The sequence below is a fragment of the Microbulbifer pacificus genome (assembly GCF_002959965.1).
Classification (GTDB): domain Bacteria; phylum Pseudomonadota; class Gammaproteobacteria; order Pseudomonadales; family Cellvibrionaceae; genus Microbulbifer; species Microbulbifer pacificus_A.
In genome coordinates, this window is sequence record NZ_PREV01000027.1 from 1,430,229 (window position 1) to 1,445,083 (window position 14,855).

The 14,855-nt window shown below is 57.7% G+C and carries 12 protein-coding genes and 1 pseudogene; 9 read left to right on the forward strand and 4 right to left on the reverse strand.

Translation table 11 applies throughout. From position 1 onward, the window contains the following. Nucleotide 1 precedes the first annotated feature (1 nt). Nucleotides 2-757 (forward strand): YciK family oxidoreductase, encoded by a 756-nt coding sequence (locus C3938_RS16815; protein WP_105104356.1) that lies wholly within the window; start codon nt 2-4, stop codon nt 755-757. On the opposite strand, the gene C3938_RS16820 is transcribed toward C3938_RS16815, so the two are convergent. After that, on the reverse strand, nt 754-1,143 hold the full coding sequence (locus C3938_RS16820) for a VOC family protein (RefSeq protein ID WP_105104357.1): 390 nt from the start codon (nt 1,141-1,143) through the stop codon (nt 754-756). The genes C3938_RS16815 and C3938_RS16820 overlap by 4 nt on opposite strands. A 229-nt stretch (nt 1,144-1,372) precedes the next feature. Here C3938_RS16820 and murQ point away from each other — a divergent pair, with 229 nt between their 5' ends. Further along, a complete protein-coding gene (gene murQ / locus C3938_RS16825) occupies nt 1,373-2,299 on the forward strand; it encodes an N-acetylmuramic acid 6-phosphate etherase (RefSeq protein ID WP_105104358.1) in 927 nt (308 codons plus the stop codon). 115 nt (nt 2,300-2,414) lie between these two features. Here murQ and C3938_RS16830 read toward each other — a convergent pair whose 3' ends face one another. Continuing rightward, on the reverse strand, nt 2,415-2,738 hold the full coding sequence (locus C3938_RS16830; protein ID WP_105104359.1) for a hypothetical protein: 324 nt from the start codon (nt 2,736-2,738) through the stop codon (nt 2,415-2,417). A gap of 158 nt (nt 2,739-2,896) precedes the next feature. Here C3938_RS16830 and C3938_RS16835 point away from each other — a divergent pair, with 158 nt between their 5' ends. The 4 genes from C3938_RS16835 (at nt 2,897) to C3938_RS16850 (ending at nt 6,776) form a co-directional block, all read left to right on the forward strand. Beyond that, nucleotides 2,897-3,352 carry a hypothetical protein gene (locus tag C3938_RS16835; RefSeq protein WP_105104360.1) on the forward strand — a complete coding sequence of 152 codons (456 nt, stop codon included), beginning with the start codon at nt 2,897-2,899 and terminating at the stop codon, nt 3,350-3,352. Nucleotides 3,353-3,633: 281 nt separating this feature from the next. Then, nucleotides 3,634-4,785 (forward strand): sigma-70 family RNA polymerase sigma factor, encoded by a 1,152-nt coding sequence (locus C3938_RS16840; RefSeq protein ID WP_105104589.1) that lies wholly within the window; start codon nt 3,634-3,636, stop codon nt 4,783-4,785. A 266-nt stretch (nt 4,786-5,051) separates the two neighbouring features. After that, a complete protein-coding gene (locus tag C3938_RS16845; RefSeq protein WP_233998963.1) occupies nt 5,052-5,543 on the forward strand; it encodes an acyloxyacyl hydrolase in 492 nt (163 codons plus the stop codon). 219 nt (nt 5,544-5,762) lie between these two features. Continuing rightward, nucleotides 5,763-6,776, forward strand: coding sequence for a glycosyltransferase family 4 protein (locus C3938_RS16850; protein ID WP_105104362.1), 1,014 nt, complete (start codon nt 5,763-5,765; stop codon nt 6,774-6,776). 15 nt (nt 6,777-6,791) lie between these two features. Here the strand turns inward: C3938_RS16850 and C3938_RS16855 are convergent, their stop codons facing one another. After that, nucleotides 6,792-8,003 (reverse strand): glycosyltransferase, encoded by a 1,212-nt coding sequence (locus C3938_RS16855; RefSeq protein WP_105104363.1) that lies wholly within the window; start codon nt 8,001-8,003, stop codon nt 6,792-6,794. Nucleotides 8,004-8,267: 264 nt separating this feature from the next. Between C3938_RS16855 and C3938_RS16860 the strand changes: the two genes are divergently transcribed. From C3938_RS16860 to C3938_RS16870, 3 genes and pseudogenes are all read left to right on the forward strand, one after another. After that, nucleotides 8,268-9,206 (forward strand): TraB/GumN family protein, encoded by a 939-nt coding sequence (locus C3938_RS16860; RefSeq protein WP_105104364.1) that lies wholly within the window; start codon nt 8,268-8,270, stop codon nt 9,204-9,206. Between the two features lie 272 nt (nt 9,207-9,478). Further along, nucleotides 9,479-9,712: pseudogene (locus C3938_RS16865) on the forward strand (porin); the annotation flags it as partial. A gap of 169 nt (nt 9,713-9,881) precedes the next feature. After that, nucleotides 9,882-11,123, forward strand: coding sequence for an OprO/OprP family phosphate-selective porin (locus tag C3938_RS16870; RefSeq protein ID WP_105104366.1), 1,242 nt, complete (start codon nt 9,882-9,884; stop codon nt 11,121-11,123). A gap of 106 nt (nt 11,124-11,229) precedes the next feature. On the opposite strand, the gene C3938_RS16875 is transcribed toward C3938_RS16870, so the two are convergent. Then, nucleotides 11,230-14,796 carry an indolepyruvate ferredoxin oxidoreductase family protein gene (locus tag C3938_RS16875; protein WP_105104367.1) on the reverse strand — a complete coding sequence of 1,189 codons (3,567 nt, stop codon included), beginning with the start codon at nt 14,794-14,796 and terminating at the stop codon, nt 11,230-11,232. Nucleotides 14,797-14,855: the final 59 nt, after the last annotated feature.

The window sequence follows — 14,855 nt, forward strand, 5'->3', positions numbered from 1 at the left end:
GATGTCAGAAATCGTCACTAATTACCAGGCCCGAGCGGACCTGCTGAACGACAAAATCATCCTCGTTACCGGTGCCGGCGATGGCATTGGCCGCGTTGCCGCAAAAACCTATGCCGCCCATGGCGCCACGGTGATTCTGCTGGGCCGGACGATACCGAAACTAGAAGCGGTGTATGACGAAATCGAAGCCGCCGGCGGCGCAAAGCCGGCGATACTGCCGGTGGATCTGTCCGGGGTGAAGTGGGAAGAGCTGGAATTTCTCGCTCAGGGGGTGGAGCAGGAGTTCGGTCGTCTCGACGGACTGCTGCACAACGCGAGCCTGCTCGGTCAACGCACCCCCATGGCCAACTACCACTATTCGGTGTGGCAACAGGTCATGCAGGTGAATGTGAATGCGGCCTTCGGTCTCACCAGGGCCATGTTGCCGCTGCTGGAAGAATCGAAAGCAGCATCCGTGATATTTACCGGCTCCGGTGTCGGCCTCAAAGGCCGCGCCTACTGGGGCGCCTATTCCGTATCAAAATTTGCCACCGAAGGCATGATGCAGGTGCTGGCGGATGAAGTGGACGGCGTATCGAACATTCGCGTCAACAGTATCAATCCCGGTGCCACCCGCACCAATATGCGTGCGGCCGCCTACCCGGCGGAAGACCCTCAGTCCGTTACCACACCGGAAGACATCATGCCCACCTACCTGTACCTGATGGGTGACGACAGCATCGGCGTCAACGGCAAACAATTCAACGCGCAGAGCTAATCCGCCGTATCTGAAATCTCGACCCGCCACGGCGGGTTGAGCCGGTTTTCTCCCGCCCGATACAGTTTGATTTTGTTACCGCTGGGGTCGTACAACACGGCTTCGCGCCACAGCCAACGCATATCCTGTGGCAACTGCGCAAACTCAACGCCCTTTTCCCGCAGTCTTTCTACCCGGCCATCCAGATCCTCGCATTCGAAATAGATCACCGCACCGTTGCAATACGCCCCTTCTTCCAGCGACAGCGAAAAACTGCTACTTCCCTGCGGACACTCGAAACGCGCATAGTGCGGTGTATCCACAATCTGTAAAAACCCCAGGCGGCGATAAAATTCCGCAGCGGCAGGTATATCCCGCACCGGCAAGGTGATCTGATTCAGATTCATTGATTACAACCCAACTTTTTTTAATTCCCCGAGAGCATAACCTCTCTCCAAATTGACCGTCACCCACTCATTTCTCGACGTCCCGCTGGTGCCCGTCAACTGGCCTGATTACACTTCAGCCATGCACAGACATCGCCCACCAGATTCACACCGCCATGAACATGGTCCCAAACGGCCACACAGACCCGTTGTACCCGTGAAAATAAAAGTGCGCCGAACTGAGGGGGATATGAAAAGAACACTTGCAAGCGAACTTGGATCTCTTGCCAGCGAGTCGCGCAATCCGGACACGCTGGATATCGATCTTCTACCCACTCTCGGAATACTGGAAAAAATCAACAACGCCGACAGCACGGTGCCCGGCGTGGTTCGCCAGGTTCTGCCGGAAGTGGCCCTGGCGGTCGATGCGGTTGTGGAAGCATTCCGCTCCGGCGGGCGCCTGGTCTATATGGGTGCGGGTACCAGCGGGCGTATTGGCCTGCTGGATGCGGTGGAGTGCCCGCCGACCTACGGCGTACCGGAAGGCATGGTTGTCCCCCTGATGGCAGGCGGCGAAGATGCGATACACCGGGCGCAGGAAGGTGCGGAAGACAACCCGGAACTGGGCGCGCAGGATCTTCGGAATATCAACCTCAACCCCAAAGACGTGGTGGTCGGCATCGCCGCCAGTGGTCGCACACCCTATGTGACCGGGGGGCTGCGCTACGCCCGTGAAACCGGCTGCACCACTGTCGCCCTGGCCTGCAACAAATCAGCGACAATTGCGAAAGAAGCGGATATTGCCATTCTCCCGGAAGTCGGTCCGGAAGTGCTTACCGGTTCCACCCGCATGAAGGCCGGCACCGCACAGAAGCTGGTACTGAACATGATCACAACGGCCAGCATGATCCGCAGCGGCAAAAGCTTCTACAACCTGATGGTGGACGTGAAAGCAACAAATCAGAAGCTGGTGGACCGAACCCGACGCATCGTGATGGAAGCCACCGGAGCACCGCCGGATGAAGCGGAGCGAATACTCAATCAATGCGGCCACAATGCCAAGCTCGCGATCATGATGATTCTGAGTGGCCTCGATCGCGGCGAGGCGGAAGCGGCGCTGAACAATGCCGACGGTTTTCTGCGACTGGCACTTCAAAACCTCGAGCAAGAGAAATAACCCGGCTGAAAAATTCAATTGATACCAGTCGCTACGCCACCTCCGTCCATACAAAAAAACACCCGGGAAGCCCGGGTGTTTTTTTGCCTGAAAATGAGCCGGTAAACGGGAGGTATCACTCGTGCGCGTGATCGACATCCTCCGCGGTATCCGCCATCGTCTCCATACCACCTTCAACGGATTCTGATGATTCGTCCAGCACATGATCCATGGCCTCCGGCACATCCGCGAAGACATCGCCGTCCGCGGCAGCGAGCACATCCTCACCTGCGGGCTTGATGTCGGCGCCAGAGGCCTTCGCCTCAGCCATGGCCGCTTTCACGTCTTCAACCATGACCTCTTCCGCCGTAACCGCTTGCGCGGGAACATCCAGATTGGTGTAGTAGAAATAGCCGCCGATGGCGGCGATAACGAGCGCGGGAAGTACCAGTTTTTTCATTTCCAACCCCTGAGTATGTTGACTTATGGTTATTCTTGCCTGTGGCACCATTGTTCCACGGCCTCCGCAGCGGAAACGTGACAGGTGGCTCAGTTTGAATTGTCCATCACCCCGCGGTGGGGCAGAATGTCCCGCACTCAACGATCGGAACTGACAATATGGAAAAAATAATCCACACCCGATTTGCCGCTCTCTTCATTTCCCTGTGCACCACACTGCTGCTGGCCCTTCCCGGCACGGCCGCGGAATCCCTGCAAACGCAGTTGCAGCAGTGCGGCCAGTTCAGCGACGACGGCAAGCGCCTCGCCTGCTATGACCAGATAACCGGCAATCTGCGACAGCACGCGGAGCAGCAGTTCGGCCAGGAACAGAGACAGGTGGTCGAAGACGCACCGGAATCCATCACCGCCACTATTGCCAGTGCCGAGCAAGGTGCATTCGGGAAATACACCTTCACTCTGGATAATGGCCAGGTATGGCAGCAGGTGGAGAGCAGTAGCCGAGCCATCTGGCGGGGGGGGGAACAGGTCGCCGTCGAACGCGGCGTGTTCGGCTCCTTTTTTATGCGCAAGGTAACCGGCGGGCGCTCCCTTCGCGTCAAACGAATTCAGTAAGTAGCGGCGCCGTTATTGCTCATTCCCCACAGCAATAACGGCACAGGCTGTTTACGCCTTTCTGTTCTTCACACCGCCTTATTCCTGCGTTTTCCGCCACCAAGACCCGCGAGTCGGTCTTTCTTCGGTACACCGTTCAGGCATCATCTATAGTCAATTTGTTCGCATGGCGATTTATGCGCCATACCGCAATCCTGCGAAAGGATGACGCCGGTGATTTTACGGCAGGCAGAATGGTCGAGAAGGTTGCTCCGCGCTGCCCCAGCATAAGGTTCAGACTTTTGTCCCGAGTAAACATCGACTCAAGGGATGATGAATGGCTGAAGGAAAATAGCAACAACCTCACCGGGGATGACTTCCATCAGGAAGACCCTGAACAATCCATGCAAACGTCCCAGGACGCAATCGAAGAGGATTCCACATCCGATGACTCTCTGGGGGACAGTGTCGGCACGCCGATGCAGAACTACCTCAAGCATCTGTATCGCCTGGATCTACTGACCCCGGAAGAGGAGCACACGACAACCTGCCTGCTGCGGGAGCTGGAAGACAAAATCATCGCCCTGCTGCAAAAACGCGGTACCGACCTGGTGGAACTGCGCAGTGAAGGTGTGGAGCAGCGAGGCAGTACCGGCGCCTACGATCACGGGCTGATCATCGCCAGGGCGGAAGCACTGCTCGGTGGTGAAAAAATCTCCCAGCGCGACCGCAGTAACCTGCAAAACCTGATGAAGCGCTTCAGGGAACAGCGTAAAAAGCTGATTCAGTGCAATCTTCGCCTGGTCATCGCCATTGCCAAGCGTTTCCGCAACCCCTCTGTGCCATTCATCGACCTAATTCAGGAAGGTAACGTGGGGCTGATGAAGGCCATTGAACGCTTCAAGCCACAGATGGGCTATCGCTTCTCCACCTATGCCTACTGGTGGATCCAGCAGGAAATCCAACTAACCCTGCGGCGCAACGACGACCTGGTGCGTCAGCCCGCCAATGTGCAGGATGATTTGCGCAATATCTATCGGGCCATCAATCAGGTGCGCTCGGAAGGCTTACCGGCCTCGGACGAGAACATCGCCAAACAGAGTGGCCTTGAACTGGAGCGGGTGCAAAGTCTCCTGAAACTTCCCGGCCCGACCAGCTCTCTGGACGACCCCATCTCCGATGACCAGAACAGCACGCGGATCGACTATGCACCGGCCAACGAAATGTTCAACACCGACGAGCTCGTCTCCAGCCAGGAGCTGGCGCAGCGACTGCGGGATGCCGTGGCCAAGTTACCGCCGCGCCAGCGAACGGTCCTGAGCCTGCGCTACGGTCTGATCTCGGATCGGGACTGCTCTTTCCGGGTGATCGGCGAGCAGCTCGGTCTCAGCCAGGAGCGGGCACGCCAACTGCATTCGGACGCCCTGCGTCAACTGAAGCGGCAGTGGCGTTGACACTCATTCACTCCCACAATCACGGCACACCCTCAGGGTGTGCCGCTTGCGATCACCCCGATAACGGCTAACCTTGCAGAGACCGGTCTCTTCGTGAGGCCCGGTGTTTAAAAGCAATAACTGGCGAATCAACTGGCAACAGCACCATGTCCCGCTCCCCATCAGGCGTACTCACACGACTTCGATTCCTCTGGATATGTGTTCTTTGTGTCCCCGTGCTGACCGCTGTCCATGTGCATGCGCAGACACCGTCAAAAGGGGGCGGGATGGAGGGTTCCCAGGAGCTCATCCTGAGCGGCGGCAAAGGGCTCGGGGATGCGCTGATCCAGCAAAAATCCATTGCCGGCTCCAACATGGTGGGCGCCAACTGGTCCTACATGTTTTACGACTATCCGGGCAATCACCACTTCCAGTGGTGGGCCCAGGTGAGCTACAGCTATATGTGGCACGACTACCGCGGCAAGGACCAGAAGCAACAGATCTGGGAATTGAAACCCGTGGTGCGCTGGTATCCCCGCCCGGAGGCCGAGGGATTTTTCGGCGAAGCGGGCGTTGGTGCGGCCTACCTCGACGAGCGCAGCTTTGGTCAGATCGACCTCTCTACCAATCTGAATTTCTCGCTCCATTTCGCCGCTGGCTACACCCTGCAAAACGGCGACTCCCTGTCTTTGCGCTACAGCCACTTTTCCAATGGCTACACCAACACCCCCAACCCCGGATTCGATTTCGCATCCCTGAACTGGCACAAGAAATTTTGATGCGCGTACTCGACGTTCCGCGCAATAAAACAGTCATGTTTCAATAAGATTCCTGTCATACAGAACGATGACAATAGCGTCCTCCTTGAACAGCCAGACTTGGCTGACTGTATGACGCCGTAGCTGTACCGGCCAATCCCGGTAACCTGCCCAACCGCAATAACAATCACCGCGGTAAGCAACATCGCGGCGCGTGGAAGATACCGGACCTGTAGCCGCATGATTCACACCATCTGCCACCTGATCGCCAGCCGCGAGCACGGAGGCCTGGAAAAACACGTTGCCGATCTGTCGCGCTGGCAGGCACGTAATACCGATGCCCACGTCGCCGTTATCGCCCACCCCAGATATCTACCGACGCTGGATGAACGTATTCAGTTCATTCCACTCAACACCGACCGCAGCCGCCATCATCCCAATCTGGTATGGCGCCTTGCCAGCCTGATCCGCAAGGGCGGCTACCAGATCGTGCACGGGCACGGTTCAAAATCCGCACAGCTGATGGCCGCCGTTCAACCCTACACGGAGACCCGCCAGGTCATCACCCGACACAACGTGCGACACCCGCGGGACAAGCTCGCCAGCGCATTCGATGCGCGTATCGCCATCAGCCACAATACCGTCGCAAATTCCAAACTGGAGTGGACCATTATTCCCAACGGAGTTGAATGGTCGGCGCCCGCGGCCAATGCCCCTCTGCTGGGACTACCCCCGTGCGATGAACCAACCCTGCTGGTGGCGAGTCGCCTGATCAAGGCGCGCTGCGTAGATAAACTGATTGCGGCCCTGCCCCTGTTGCCGGGTGTCCGCTTGATGGTACTGGGTGATGGACCGGAGAAAGAAGCTCTGCAACAGCAGGTCAACAGTCTGCAACTGGAAGCGCGGGTGGTCTTTTTTGCGGGGAACAATGCAGTGGCAAATTTCATCCAGGCCGCGGATCTGGTGATTATCCCGGCGGCGGCCGAGGGCACCCCCTACACACTGCTGGAAGCCCTACTGCACGGCACCCCGGTGATCGCCGGCGCGAGCGGAAATGTGATCGACTACTTGCCGAAGGAATACCTGCTGCACGAGATCGAACCCACCCCTATCGCAGAAAAAATACACGAAGCATTAAAGAGCACGACACTGAACGCGGATTTCGCTCCACTGTTTGCCCGCGCGCAGGAGGAATTCACGCTGGATTCCATGGCGCAGGCCACATGGCAGGTTTACAGCGATTTGATTGCCTGACGACACAGAGGTGAATCAAGCCGTCTCAACGACATCTGGCCCATCGTTGGCTACGCGCTCTTCACGCAGCAATCGGAACCAGCTCACGGCCTGTGCCGTGGTTTCCGCCAGGCTGAAGCCGGTGAAATTTACATTGAGTGGATTGTCCAGGATGGACATACAGGTGTCGGTAAGCTGGGCCAACTGTGCGGCGCCATTCTTACTCCCACAATCCGGTAATACCCCCTGCGGGAAACATTGCTGCAACAACTCAACACCGGTACCCGCGAGCGCCACCGCCGGGCAGCCCATCGCCAGCGATTCGGTCACGATACGGCCCGTGGCTGCCGGGTTGTCCGCCAGATCCAGAGTTACCCGAGCACTCGCATAGAGTTCGCGCATATCCCGGCGGGCGCCAAGAAACAGCACGTGTTCAGCAAGCCCCATCGCCTCCGCACGATGCTCGAGATTGCGGGCAAACTTTTCGTGCCCCGCCGCGACCTCGCCAACGATCAGTCCAAAGGCATCCGGGCGCACCTGTTTCAGTGCCGCTAACAATTCCAGAAAGCGCTCCTGGCCATTCCCCGGCGCGATCGGCGCAGGTAACAGCAACCAGTTGCGCCCTTCCAGTTGTGGAAACTGATTGAGCAACTTCTGGTGCCAGTGGCCGGATACCGGCGCACGCCGATCCAGCTCGCGGATGTTCACCCCGCGATAATGCACCCGCAGCCCCGGGTTTTCCGCTGCCCCATCGCCCACAGAAGTTGTGTGCAACGTATCAAAGACCGCCCCGTGGCGCTGCCGTAGGTCTCGCGCCAGAGCCTGAGAAGAAGCCAATACCAGCTCACCGCGTACCAGTGCAGTGCTCGTTCGCCCGCGAAGGAGACCACCTGCTGGCAGGGTATGCAATACGGTAACAAAACGTGGACGCGTCACCTCCGGCATGGACTGCCAGACCTTCCAGCCATGCCAACTGCACAGCGCGTCGCGGGCCAACAGGATGTCCACGTGCAAGGTTTCCAGCAACCGGCGCAACTTGCCGTGGAGACGGGCATTAAAAAAACGCTTGTGGTCGACGGGTAGCTCGTGGTGCTGGCAGTTGTGCAATGTCAGGCGAGACACCAGGGACCCACCCGCGGAAATCACGATGGATTCATGCCCCTGTCTGGCGAGCTCCTGGGCGAACTCCAGCGCTTCTTGCGCCAGCTCCCCGCCTTCCAGAGAGGGCACCAGTTGTACAATGCGCATAGCCGAGCAAACTCCATTCCACAATTTAACAACCACTCATACCACCCGCCCGTCGTTCCACACAAGGTCATTTTTACTGTGGAGCAGGCACCGGAAACCATCGAGAAGACGTCCTCCCGAACACCGGTATTCCGGCGCGTAGCGGTGCCATGATTGTACCGCTGAAATCTACGCCACGGCGCACAATTTTCGTAACGGCGACATAAATCACAAGCCGCGCGGAATCCGGTAGAATTTTCCCACCGGAAACCCGAGGAACGCCATATGGAACTCTTCAGTAAAGCCCGCAAGTCCGCTTTCCTGCCCCGCCATCCCAAAATCTTCAGCCGCCATCTATGGCTGCTCTCGCTGTTTTTGGTCCTGATAGCCTCCCACGTCTCTGCAGCCGACGACCGGGGCCTCATGTTTCTCGCCACAAAGGGGGAAAGAACGGTTTATCTTCTGGGTTCAATCCATCTCGCCGACCAGAGCTTCTACCCGCTCCGGGAGAGTATCCGCGATGCCTATGCGGACAGCGATGCACTGGTAATCGAGGCGGACGTAGTCGCCATGGAATCCGACCCCCGGCTGCAACAACAAATAATGCAGGAATCTTTTTACCCGCCAGGCGACCAATTGAAAAATCATATATCTCCCGCCGTGTATAGTGCCCTGCGCACATGGCTTCAGAAGCGCCAGATTCCGGAACCCCATTTCAACCGGATGCGTCCAGCCATCGCCATGATCACACTGAGCCTGGTGGAAATGCAGGCTCGCGGTCTCGACCCTAACGCCGGTATCGACCGTCACTTTCTGCTTCAGGCGCACCAGCGCAGTAAACCCATCCTGGAATTGGAAAGTGTCATGCAGCAGCTTCAGCTGCTGAACAGTCTGGAAAAACCGGAACTGTATCTGCAACAGACTTTGGACCAGCTGGAGGAAATGGACCGGTTTGTACCGCGCATGACGTCCGCCTGGAAAGACGGCGATGAACAGGCACTCTACGACCTGGTATTTCGCGAGGGTATCGACGAGCACCCGGAGCTGGAACAACTGCACGAGCGGCTGTTCTATCAACGCAACCGCGAGATGGCAAAAAAAGTCCAGTCCTTCAGCCAGCAGCACAAAACATTGTTTGTCGTCGTTGGCGCGGGCCATCTGGTAGGTGAAAAATCCGTCATCACCCACCTGAACTCAGCCGGATTCACCATTCGGCGGATCTGACCCCTCCTCCACCGCAGGAACTAAACTGACGGGGCACGCCACCGGATCGTGGCCATACACAGATGACCATTGGTCAGGCTGGAGAATCAGCATGGTCAGGGAAGACCGCTTCGCGAAGGTAGCGCCTATCGCGGTGCGCATCAGCCTCACCACGGTCTGTGCGGGAATTGCCACCATACCGACGACCAGAATCCGCACACCTGGTACATCCAGGGAAGCTGGATACTGAGCGGCGAACACAAACCCTGTGATCAAAAAAAGGGGGATTCAAAGAGTCTATACCCAACGGGAACGGTTGGCTGGACGGCGCCTGGGAACTGGTGTTGCGCTATGACACCGCCAAAAATAAGGAAATTGCAGGACTTGAAGCCAGCAGTGCCATTTTCGGCCTCAACTATTACGCAAATTCCAATGTGCGTTTTATGCTGAATCTGACGTTTGGTGAAGATGCATTTACCGGAGACGACACCATCCAACTCGCCATGCGTGCCCAGATACACTGGTAACACCAATCACGCCATACCGCTTATCTCACACTGTTACAACCGTGGGTAATCAGAGACATGTCATTTTTTGACAACGAAATATTGCAAATATGCTTCTGATTTTTGACGAAGGATTGGAACTGCTAGTATTCGCCGCCAATGAAACACCCCCGGATACAGGATCTAGCATATGCACTGTCTTTACAAAAGCCTGATGGCCGCAGCCATAACCGGTCTACTGACAGGGACCGCCGCAGCCGACCAGGCAGAAACCAAGGGCAATCTGGAAATCACCTCAGAAGACGGAAACTTTTCCGCATCCCTCGGCGGCAGGATCCATTTCGATACCTATCTTTTCGACAACGATCTTGAAGACGCCATCAGCACCACGGAATTCCGTCGCGCGCGCATCACCCTTAAGGGCAATATTTACGATTGGAGCTATGTACTCGAACAGGACTTCGCCGGCGGCAGCACCCTGAATGGCTTCCGCGACGTATACCTCGCCCACACGTTCCTCAATGGCGAAGTGCGTATTGGCCAGTTCAAACCGTTTCGCTCCATGGCGGAGATGACCAGCTCCAATGAACTCACCATGCTGGAACGCCCCTTCTCCAGCGCCACAGGCCTGTACGACGGCAATCAGTTCCAGCAGGGTATTGGCTGGACCGGCGTGCTGGACTGCTTCACCCTGGGGATGATGGCATTCAACCTGCGCGACGCGGCTACACCCCGCAATGAAGGTGTGGGCGCCGCGGGTCGCCTGTCATGGGCCCCGATCAACACCGATCACGAGACCCTGCACCTGGGCACCTCGATCAGTTATGAAAACGCCAACCAGAATTCCAGCGACCTGCTTGCGGAAGCCGACTATGCCGGTCGCCGCGGCCCATCTCAGCTGATGGCTCTCACGCCCGGTGATCTGGGGGGGGACGTTGCTACCGCAGCGCTGGAGCTCGCCGGCAGTTACGGCCCACTGTATCTACAGGGAGAGTATGCGATTGGCAGCTTCGAGGGAGACTATTACCTGTCGGAAGCAGGGTTTGAGGATGAATTCGGTGCGCCGGCCCCCTTCTTCTGCGATCCGCAATTTGGCTGCTTCATTGGGGACCAGACCATCCACACCTGGTACATACAGGGCAGCTGGATGTTGACCGGTGAACACAAGACCTACAGCAAAAAACGCGGTGCCTTCAGCTCTGCTAAACCCAGTGGAGATGGGCTGTGGGGAGGCGCCTGGGAGTTGACCTTCCGTTACGACACCATGGAAAACCGGGATTTCGAACACCTGCAGGCCAGCAGTACGATCATCGGCCTGAATTTCTATGCCAACCGCAATGTCCGCTTTATGCTGAACTACACCATGGGTGACGATGATTTCACCGGAGATGGCACCGACCAATTGGGGCTGCGGGCACAGATCGGCTGGTAAAGCCACAGCAAGCGCAAATAAAAATGGCGAGCTGAGCTCGCCATTTTTATTTGCCGAGGGAAACAGTAGCGTTGAGCCGCTGTATTACCCACAGAATGTCGGCACCCTACCCCACTTGTTGCGCTTTGGCTGGATCAAACACTTCCACCGGGGTCGTCGCATCCTTCACACCCGCCATGGGGTTATAGAAACGCTGCAGCGACAGCAGTTTCAGCTGATTTGCTTTCTCAACGTTCGCTTCCTTGATCAGCCCGTAGCCGCGAATCATGTCGGGATAGGAAAGTAGCTCCAGCGCGGCAGCGTGGTTTTCCGCATTGAGTTTGCCAATCACTTCGTTGGTCAGTTTTTCGTATTCGGCGATCAGGGCGCGCTCCATTTTGCGCTCAGCGGTATACCCGAAAATATCCAGCGCGGAACCGCGCAGAAAGCGGAACTTTGCCAACACACCAAATGCGCGGTGCATCCAGCCACCAAACTTCATCTTACGCGGACGCCCGAGGTTCTTATCAAAGCGACTCAATAGCGGCGGTGCAAGGTTGAATTCCAGCTCGAAGTCTCCAGCAAAATTCTCCCGCAGCGATTCCACAAAGCGCCCATCGCTGTATAAACGGGCCACCTCGTACTCATCCTTGTAAGCAAGCAGTTTGGCATAGTTTCTCGCCACCACTTCCGCCAGTGCTTCACTGCCCGGCACTTTCAGGATTTCCGCCGCTTTCACCCGGTCGACCAGGGTGCGGTAACAGCGCGCCAACGCGACATTCTGATAACCGGTGAGATGCGCCATCCGGTGCGCCACAATATCTTCAAGTCCCTGGGGCAGCGATTTTTCTTCGCGCTTGGCCAAAAGGTGATCCAGCGCCGGCCTGTCGGCGGCCGCGAGACGACCTGCGGCAAACCCCTGCAGGTTTCCTTCCACGGCCACGCCATTCAGTTCAATGGCCTGCTGAATGGAGGAGAGGCCGAGGGGAATCAGGCCTTTCTGCCAGGCAAAGCCGAGCATAAAAATATTTGCCGCCAGGGTATCGCCGAGAGCCGCTTTGGTGAGGGTGTGCCCCTCGACCACATCCAGTTCGAGCACCGCGTCTTTGATGGTATCGAGTACCGCCTGAGGCGAATGAATATCTTCTCGACCCAGTACCGAGGCTGCGGTCGGGCTCAGGTGGGTATTCACCACCGCTCGACTCAGGGTTTCATCAAGTTTGGCAAGACTCGCCGACAGATTGCCGGCGGCAATCAGGTCACAGGCCATCAGCGCATTTGCGCGGCCATCGGAAATGCGCACCGCCTGCAGAGCCTCTGGGCGCTCGGCAAAACGTACGTGGGAGTAAACCGCTCCGCCCTTCTGCGCAAGGCCGGTCTGATCCAGGGTGCTGCAGGCGCGGCCCTCAATGTGCGCCGCCATTGCCAGCAGTGCGCCGATGGTCACCACGCCGGTACCGCCAACACCGGTTACCAGCAGATTAAAGGGTTCGGAGAGATCCGGCATCTCCGGTGTCGCGAGTTTGTCCGCCGCCTGGCACAGGGCATCGCCGACACCGGCGCGCTTGTTCAATTTGCCACCTTTTACGGTGACGAAAGACGGACAGAAACCGCTCACACAGGACATATCCTGGTTACACGAGGTCTGGTTGATCCGGCGCTTGTCGCCAAACGCGGTGTCCACTTTCTCCACCGCGATACAGCTGGACTGGGTAACACAGTCGCCACAGCCCTCACATACCAGCTCATTGATAAACGGGCGTCCTTCCGCCTTTGGCAGCAGGCCACGCTTGCGCTTGCGGCGCAGTTCGGTGGCACAGGTCTGGTCGTAGACGATGACGGTACAGCCCGGTTCATCCCGCAATTCCTTCATCACGGAAGGCATATGATCGCGGTGACGGACTTCCACTTCGCTGGGGAAATTCAATGCACCCTTGAATGTGCCGCGGTTGTACTTTTCCGTGTCATCCATTACCAGCACGACCTTCTTCACCCCTTCCGCCAGCACCTGACGGCAGATCATATCCGGGCGCAGTTCGCCGTCATGGGGCTGGCCGCCGGTCATGGCAACGGCATCGTTGTACAGAATTTTGTAGGTGATATTCACCTTCGCGGCCACTGAGGCGCGAATGGCAAGAATACCGGAGTGGAAGTAGGTTCCATCACCGAGATTGACGAACACATGAGGTTCGCTGGTAAAGGCCGCCTGACCAATCCAGTTGACGCCCTCGGCTCCCATCTGGGTAAAGGTGAAGGTCTCGCGGTCCAGCCACTGCGCCATGTAGTGACAGCCGATACCCGCCAGCGCACGGCTACCTTCCGGCACGCGGGTCGAGCGGTTGTGAGGACAGCCGGCACAGAACATGGGCAGACGCGCGACGCTGGAGCCCGCTTGGGCGGAGATCCGCTCCGCCAGTGCGTCGAGTCGCATCAGGCGGTGCCGGGCGCGCTCGTGCAGCCGCTCTTCACCCAGCAGATAACCCAGTACCTGAGCGACAACGGCGGGAGAGAGTTCGCCGTACATGGGCAGCAGCGGATTGTCGTGCTCGTCTACCTTGCCAAGAATGCGCGGGAAATGTGGGTCACGCACATGTACGTTATACAGCTCTTCTTTCAGCTGCACTTCCATCAGGCTGCGTTTTTCTTCGAGCACCAGCAGGCTGTCGAGCCCGCGGGCAAACTCCTGAATTCCGGGTACGTCCAGTGGATAGGTCATACCCACTTTGAGGATGCGGATGCCCAGTGCACGGGCACGCTCTTCATCAATACCCATGTCCTCGAACGCCTGCATCAGATCCAGATGGGCCTTGCCGGCAGTGACGATACCGAGGGTGGCATCGGGGTTATCGAGTACCAGGCGGTTGAGCTGGTTGGCGCGGGCAAACGCCAGCGCCGCCGGGCGCTTGTAGCGCCACAAGCGCTCTTCCTGTTCGAGGGGATTGTCCTGTTTGCGGATATTGAGCCCCCCTTCCGGGCGCTCAATCTCGGGATAGACAAACGAAACGCCATCGGGGTCCACCTCGACCGTCGATGCACTATCCATATTCTCGGCCAGGGTAATCATCGCCACCCAGCAGCCGCTGAAACGGGAGAGCTCCAGGCCGTAAAGGCCATAGTCCAGCACTTCCTGCACGGTGGCCGGATTCAGCACCGGGATATGCATGTCGACAAAGGCAAATTCAGACTGCCCGGGGTAGGAGGAAGACTTACAACCGTGGTCGTCACCAGCGATAATCAGCGCTCCGCCCTTGGGCGAGGAGCCGGCGGCATTGGCGTGACGGAAGGCGTCACAGGAACGGTCTACGCCCGGCGTCTTGCCGTACCAGATTCCACATACCCCATCGACCTGGGCACCATCGAACAATCCCACCTGCTGAGACCCCCAAACGGAGGTAGCGGCGAGTTCTTCGTTCACACCAGGCACGAAACGGATGTTGAATTCACTCAGCAGTTTTTTCGCGCGACTCAGCTGCTGGTCGTAGCCGCCGAGGGGAGAACCGCGATAACCGGAGATAAAGGTGGCGGTATTGAGACCGCGGGCACGGTCGATGCGCATTTTGTCGATGGGAAGCCGCACCAGAGCCTGAATGCCGGAGAGCAGTACACGCCCCTTGCGGATGGTATACCGGTCATCGAGAGAAACCGCTCGGGTGGCCGGAGCCTGGGACTCGGTGTTCACGTTGTGCTCACTCATACGCCTACATCTTTCCTCTGCTGGACGCCCGCTACAGCGGTCGGCATCCGGTAATTATT

What these genes read in the sequence shown, in the direction of transcription:
- C3938_RS16845 (WP_233998963.1), top strand. Translation starts at nt 5,052, where the DNA reads ATGGAGGGTTCCCAGGAGCTCATCCTGAGCGGCGGCAAAGGGCTCGGG.
- murQ (WP_105104358.1), top strand. Translation starts at nt 1,373, where the DNA reads ATGAAAAGAACACTTGCAAGCGAACTTGGATCTCTTGCCAGCGAGTCG.
- C3938_RS16815 (WP_105104356.1), top strand. Translation starts at nt 2, where the DNA reads ATGTCAGAAATCGTCACTAATTACCAGGCCCGAGCGGACCTGCTGAAC.
- C3938_RS16835 (WP_105104360.1), top strand. Translation starts at nt 2,897, where the DNA reads ATGGAAAAAATAATCCACACCCGATTTGCCGCTCTCTTCATTTCCCTG.
- C3938_RS16875 (WP_105104367.1), bottom strand. Translation starts at nt 14,796, where the DNA reads ATGAGTGAGCACAACGTGAACACCGAGTCCCAGGCTCCGGCCACCCGA.
- C3938_RS16855 (WP_105104363.1), bottom strand. Translation starts at nt 8,003, where the DNA reads ATGCGCATTGTACAACTGGTGCCCTCTCTGGAAGGCGGGGAGCTGGCG.
- C3938_RS16830 (WP_105104359.1), bottom strand. Translation starts at nt 2,738, where the DNA reads ATGAAAAAACTGGTACTTCCCGCGCTCGTTATCGCCGCCATCGGCGGC.
- C3938_RS16820 (WP_105104357.1), bottom strand. Translation starts at nt 1,143, where the DNA reads ATGAATCTGAATCAGATCACCTTGCCGGTGCGGGATATACCTGCCGCT.
- C3938_RS16860 (WP_105104364.1), top strand. Translation starts at nt 8,268, where the DNA reads ATGGAACTCTTCAGTAAAGCCCGCAAGTCCGCTTTCCTGCCCCGCCAT.
- C3938_RS16850 (WP_105104362.1), top strand. Translation starts at nt 5,763, where the DNA reads ATGATTCACACCATCTGCCACCTGATCGCCAGCCGCGAGCACGGAGGC.
- C3938_RS16870 (WP_105104366.1), top strand. Translation starts at nt 9,882, where the DNA reads ATGCACTGTCTTTACAAAAGCCTGATGGCCGCAGCCATAACCGGTCTA.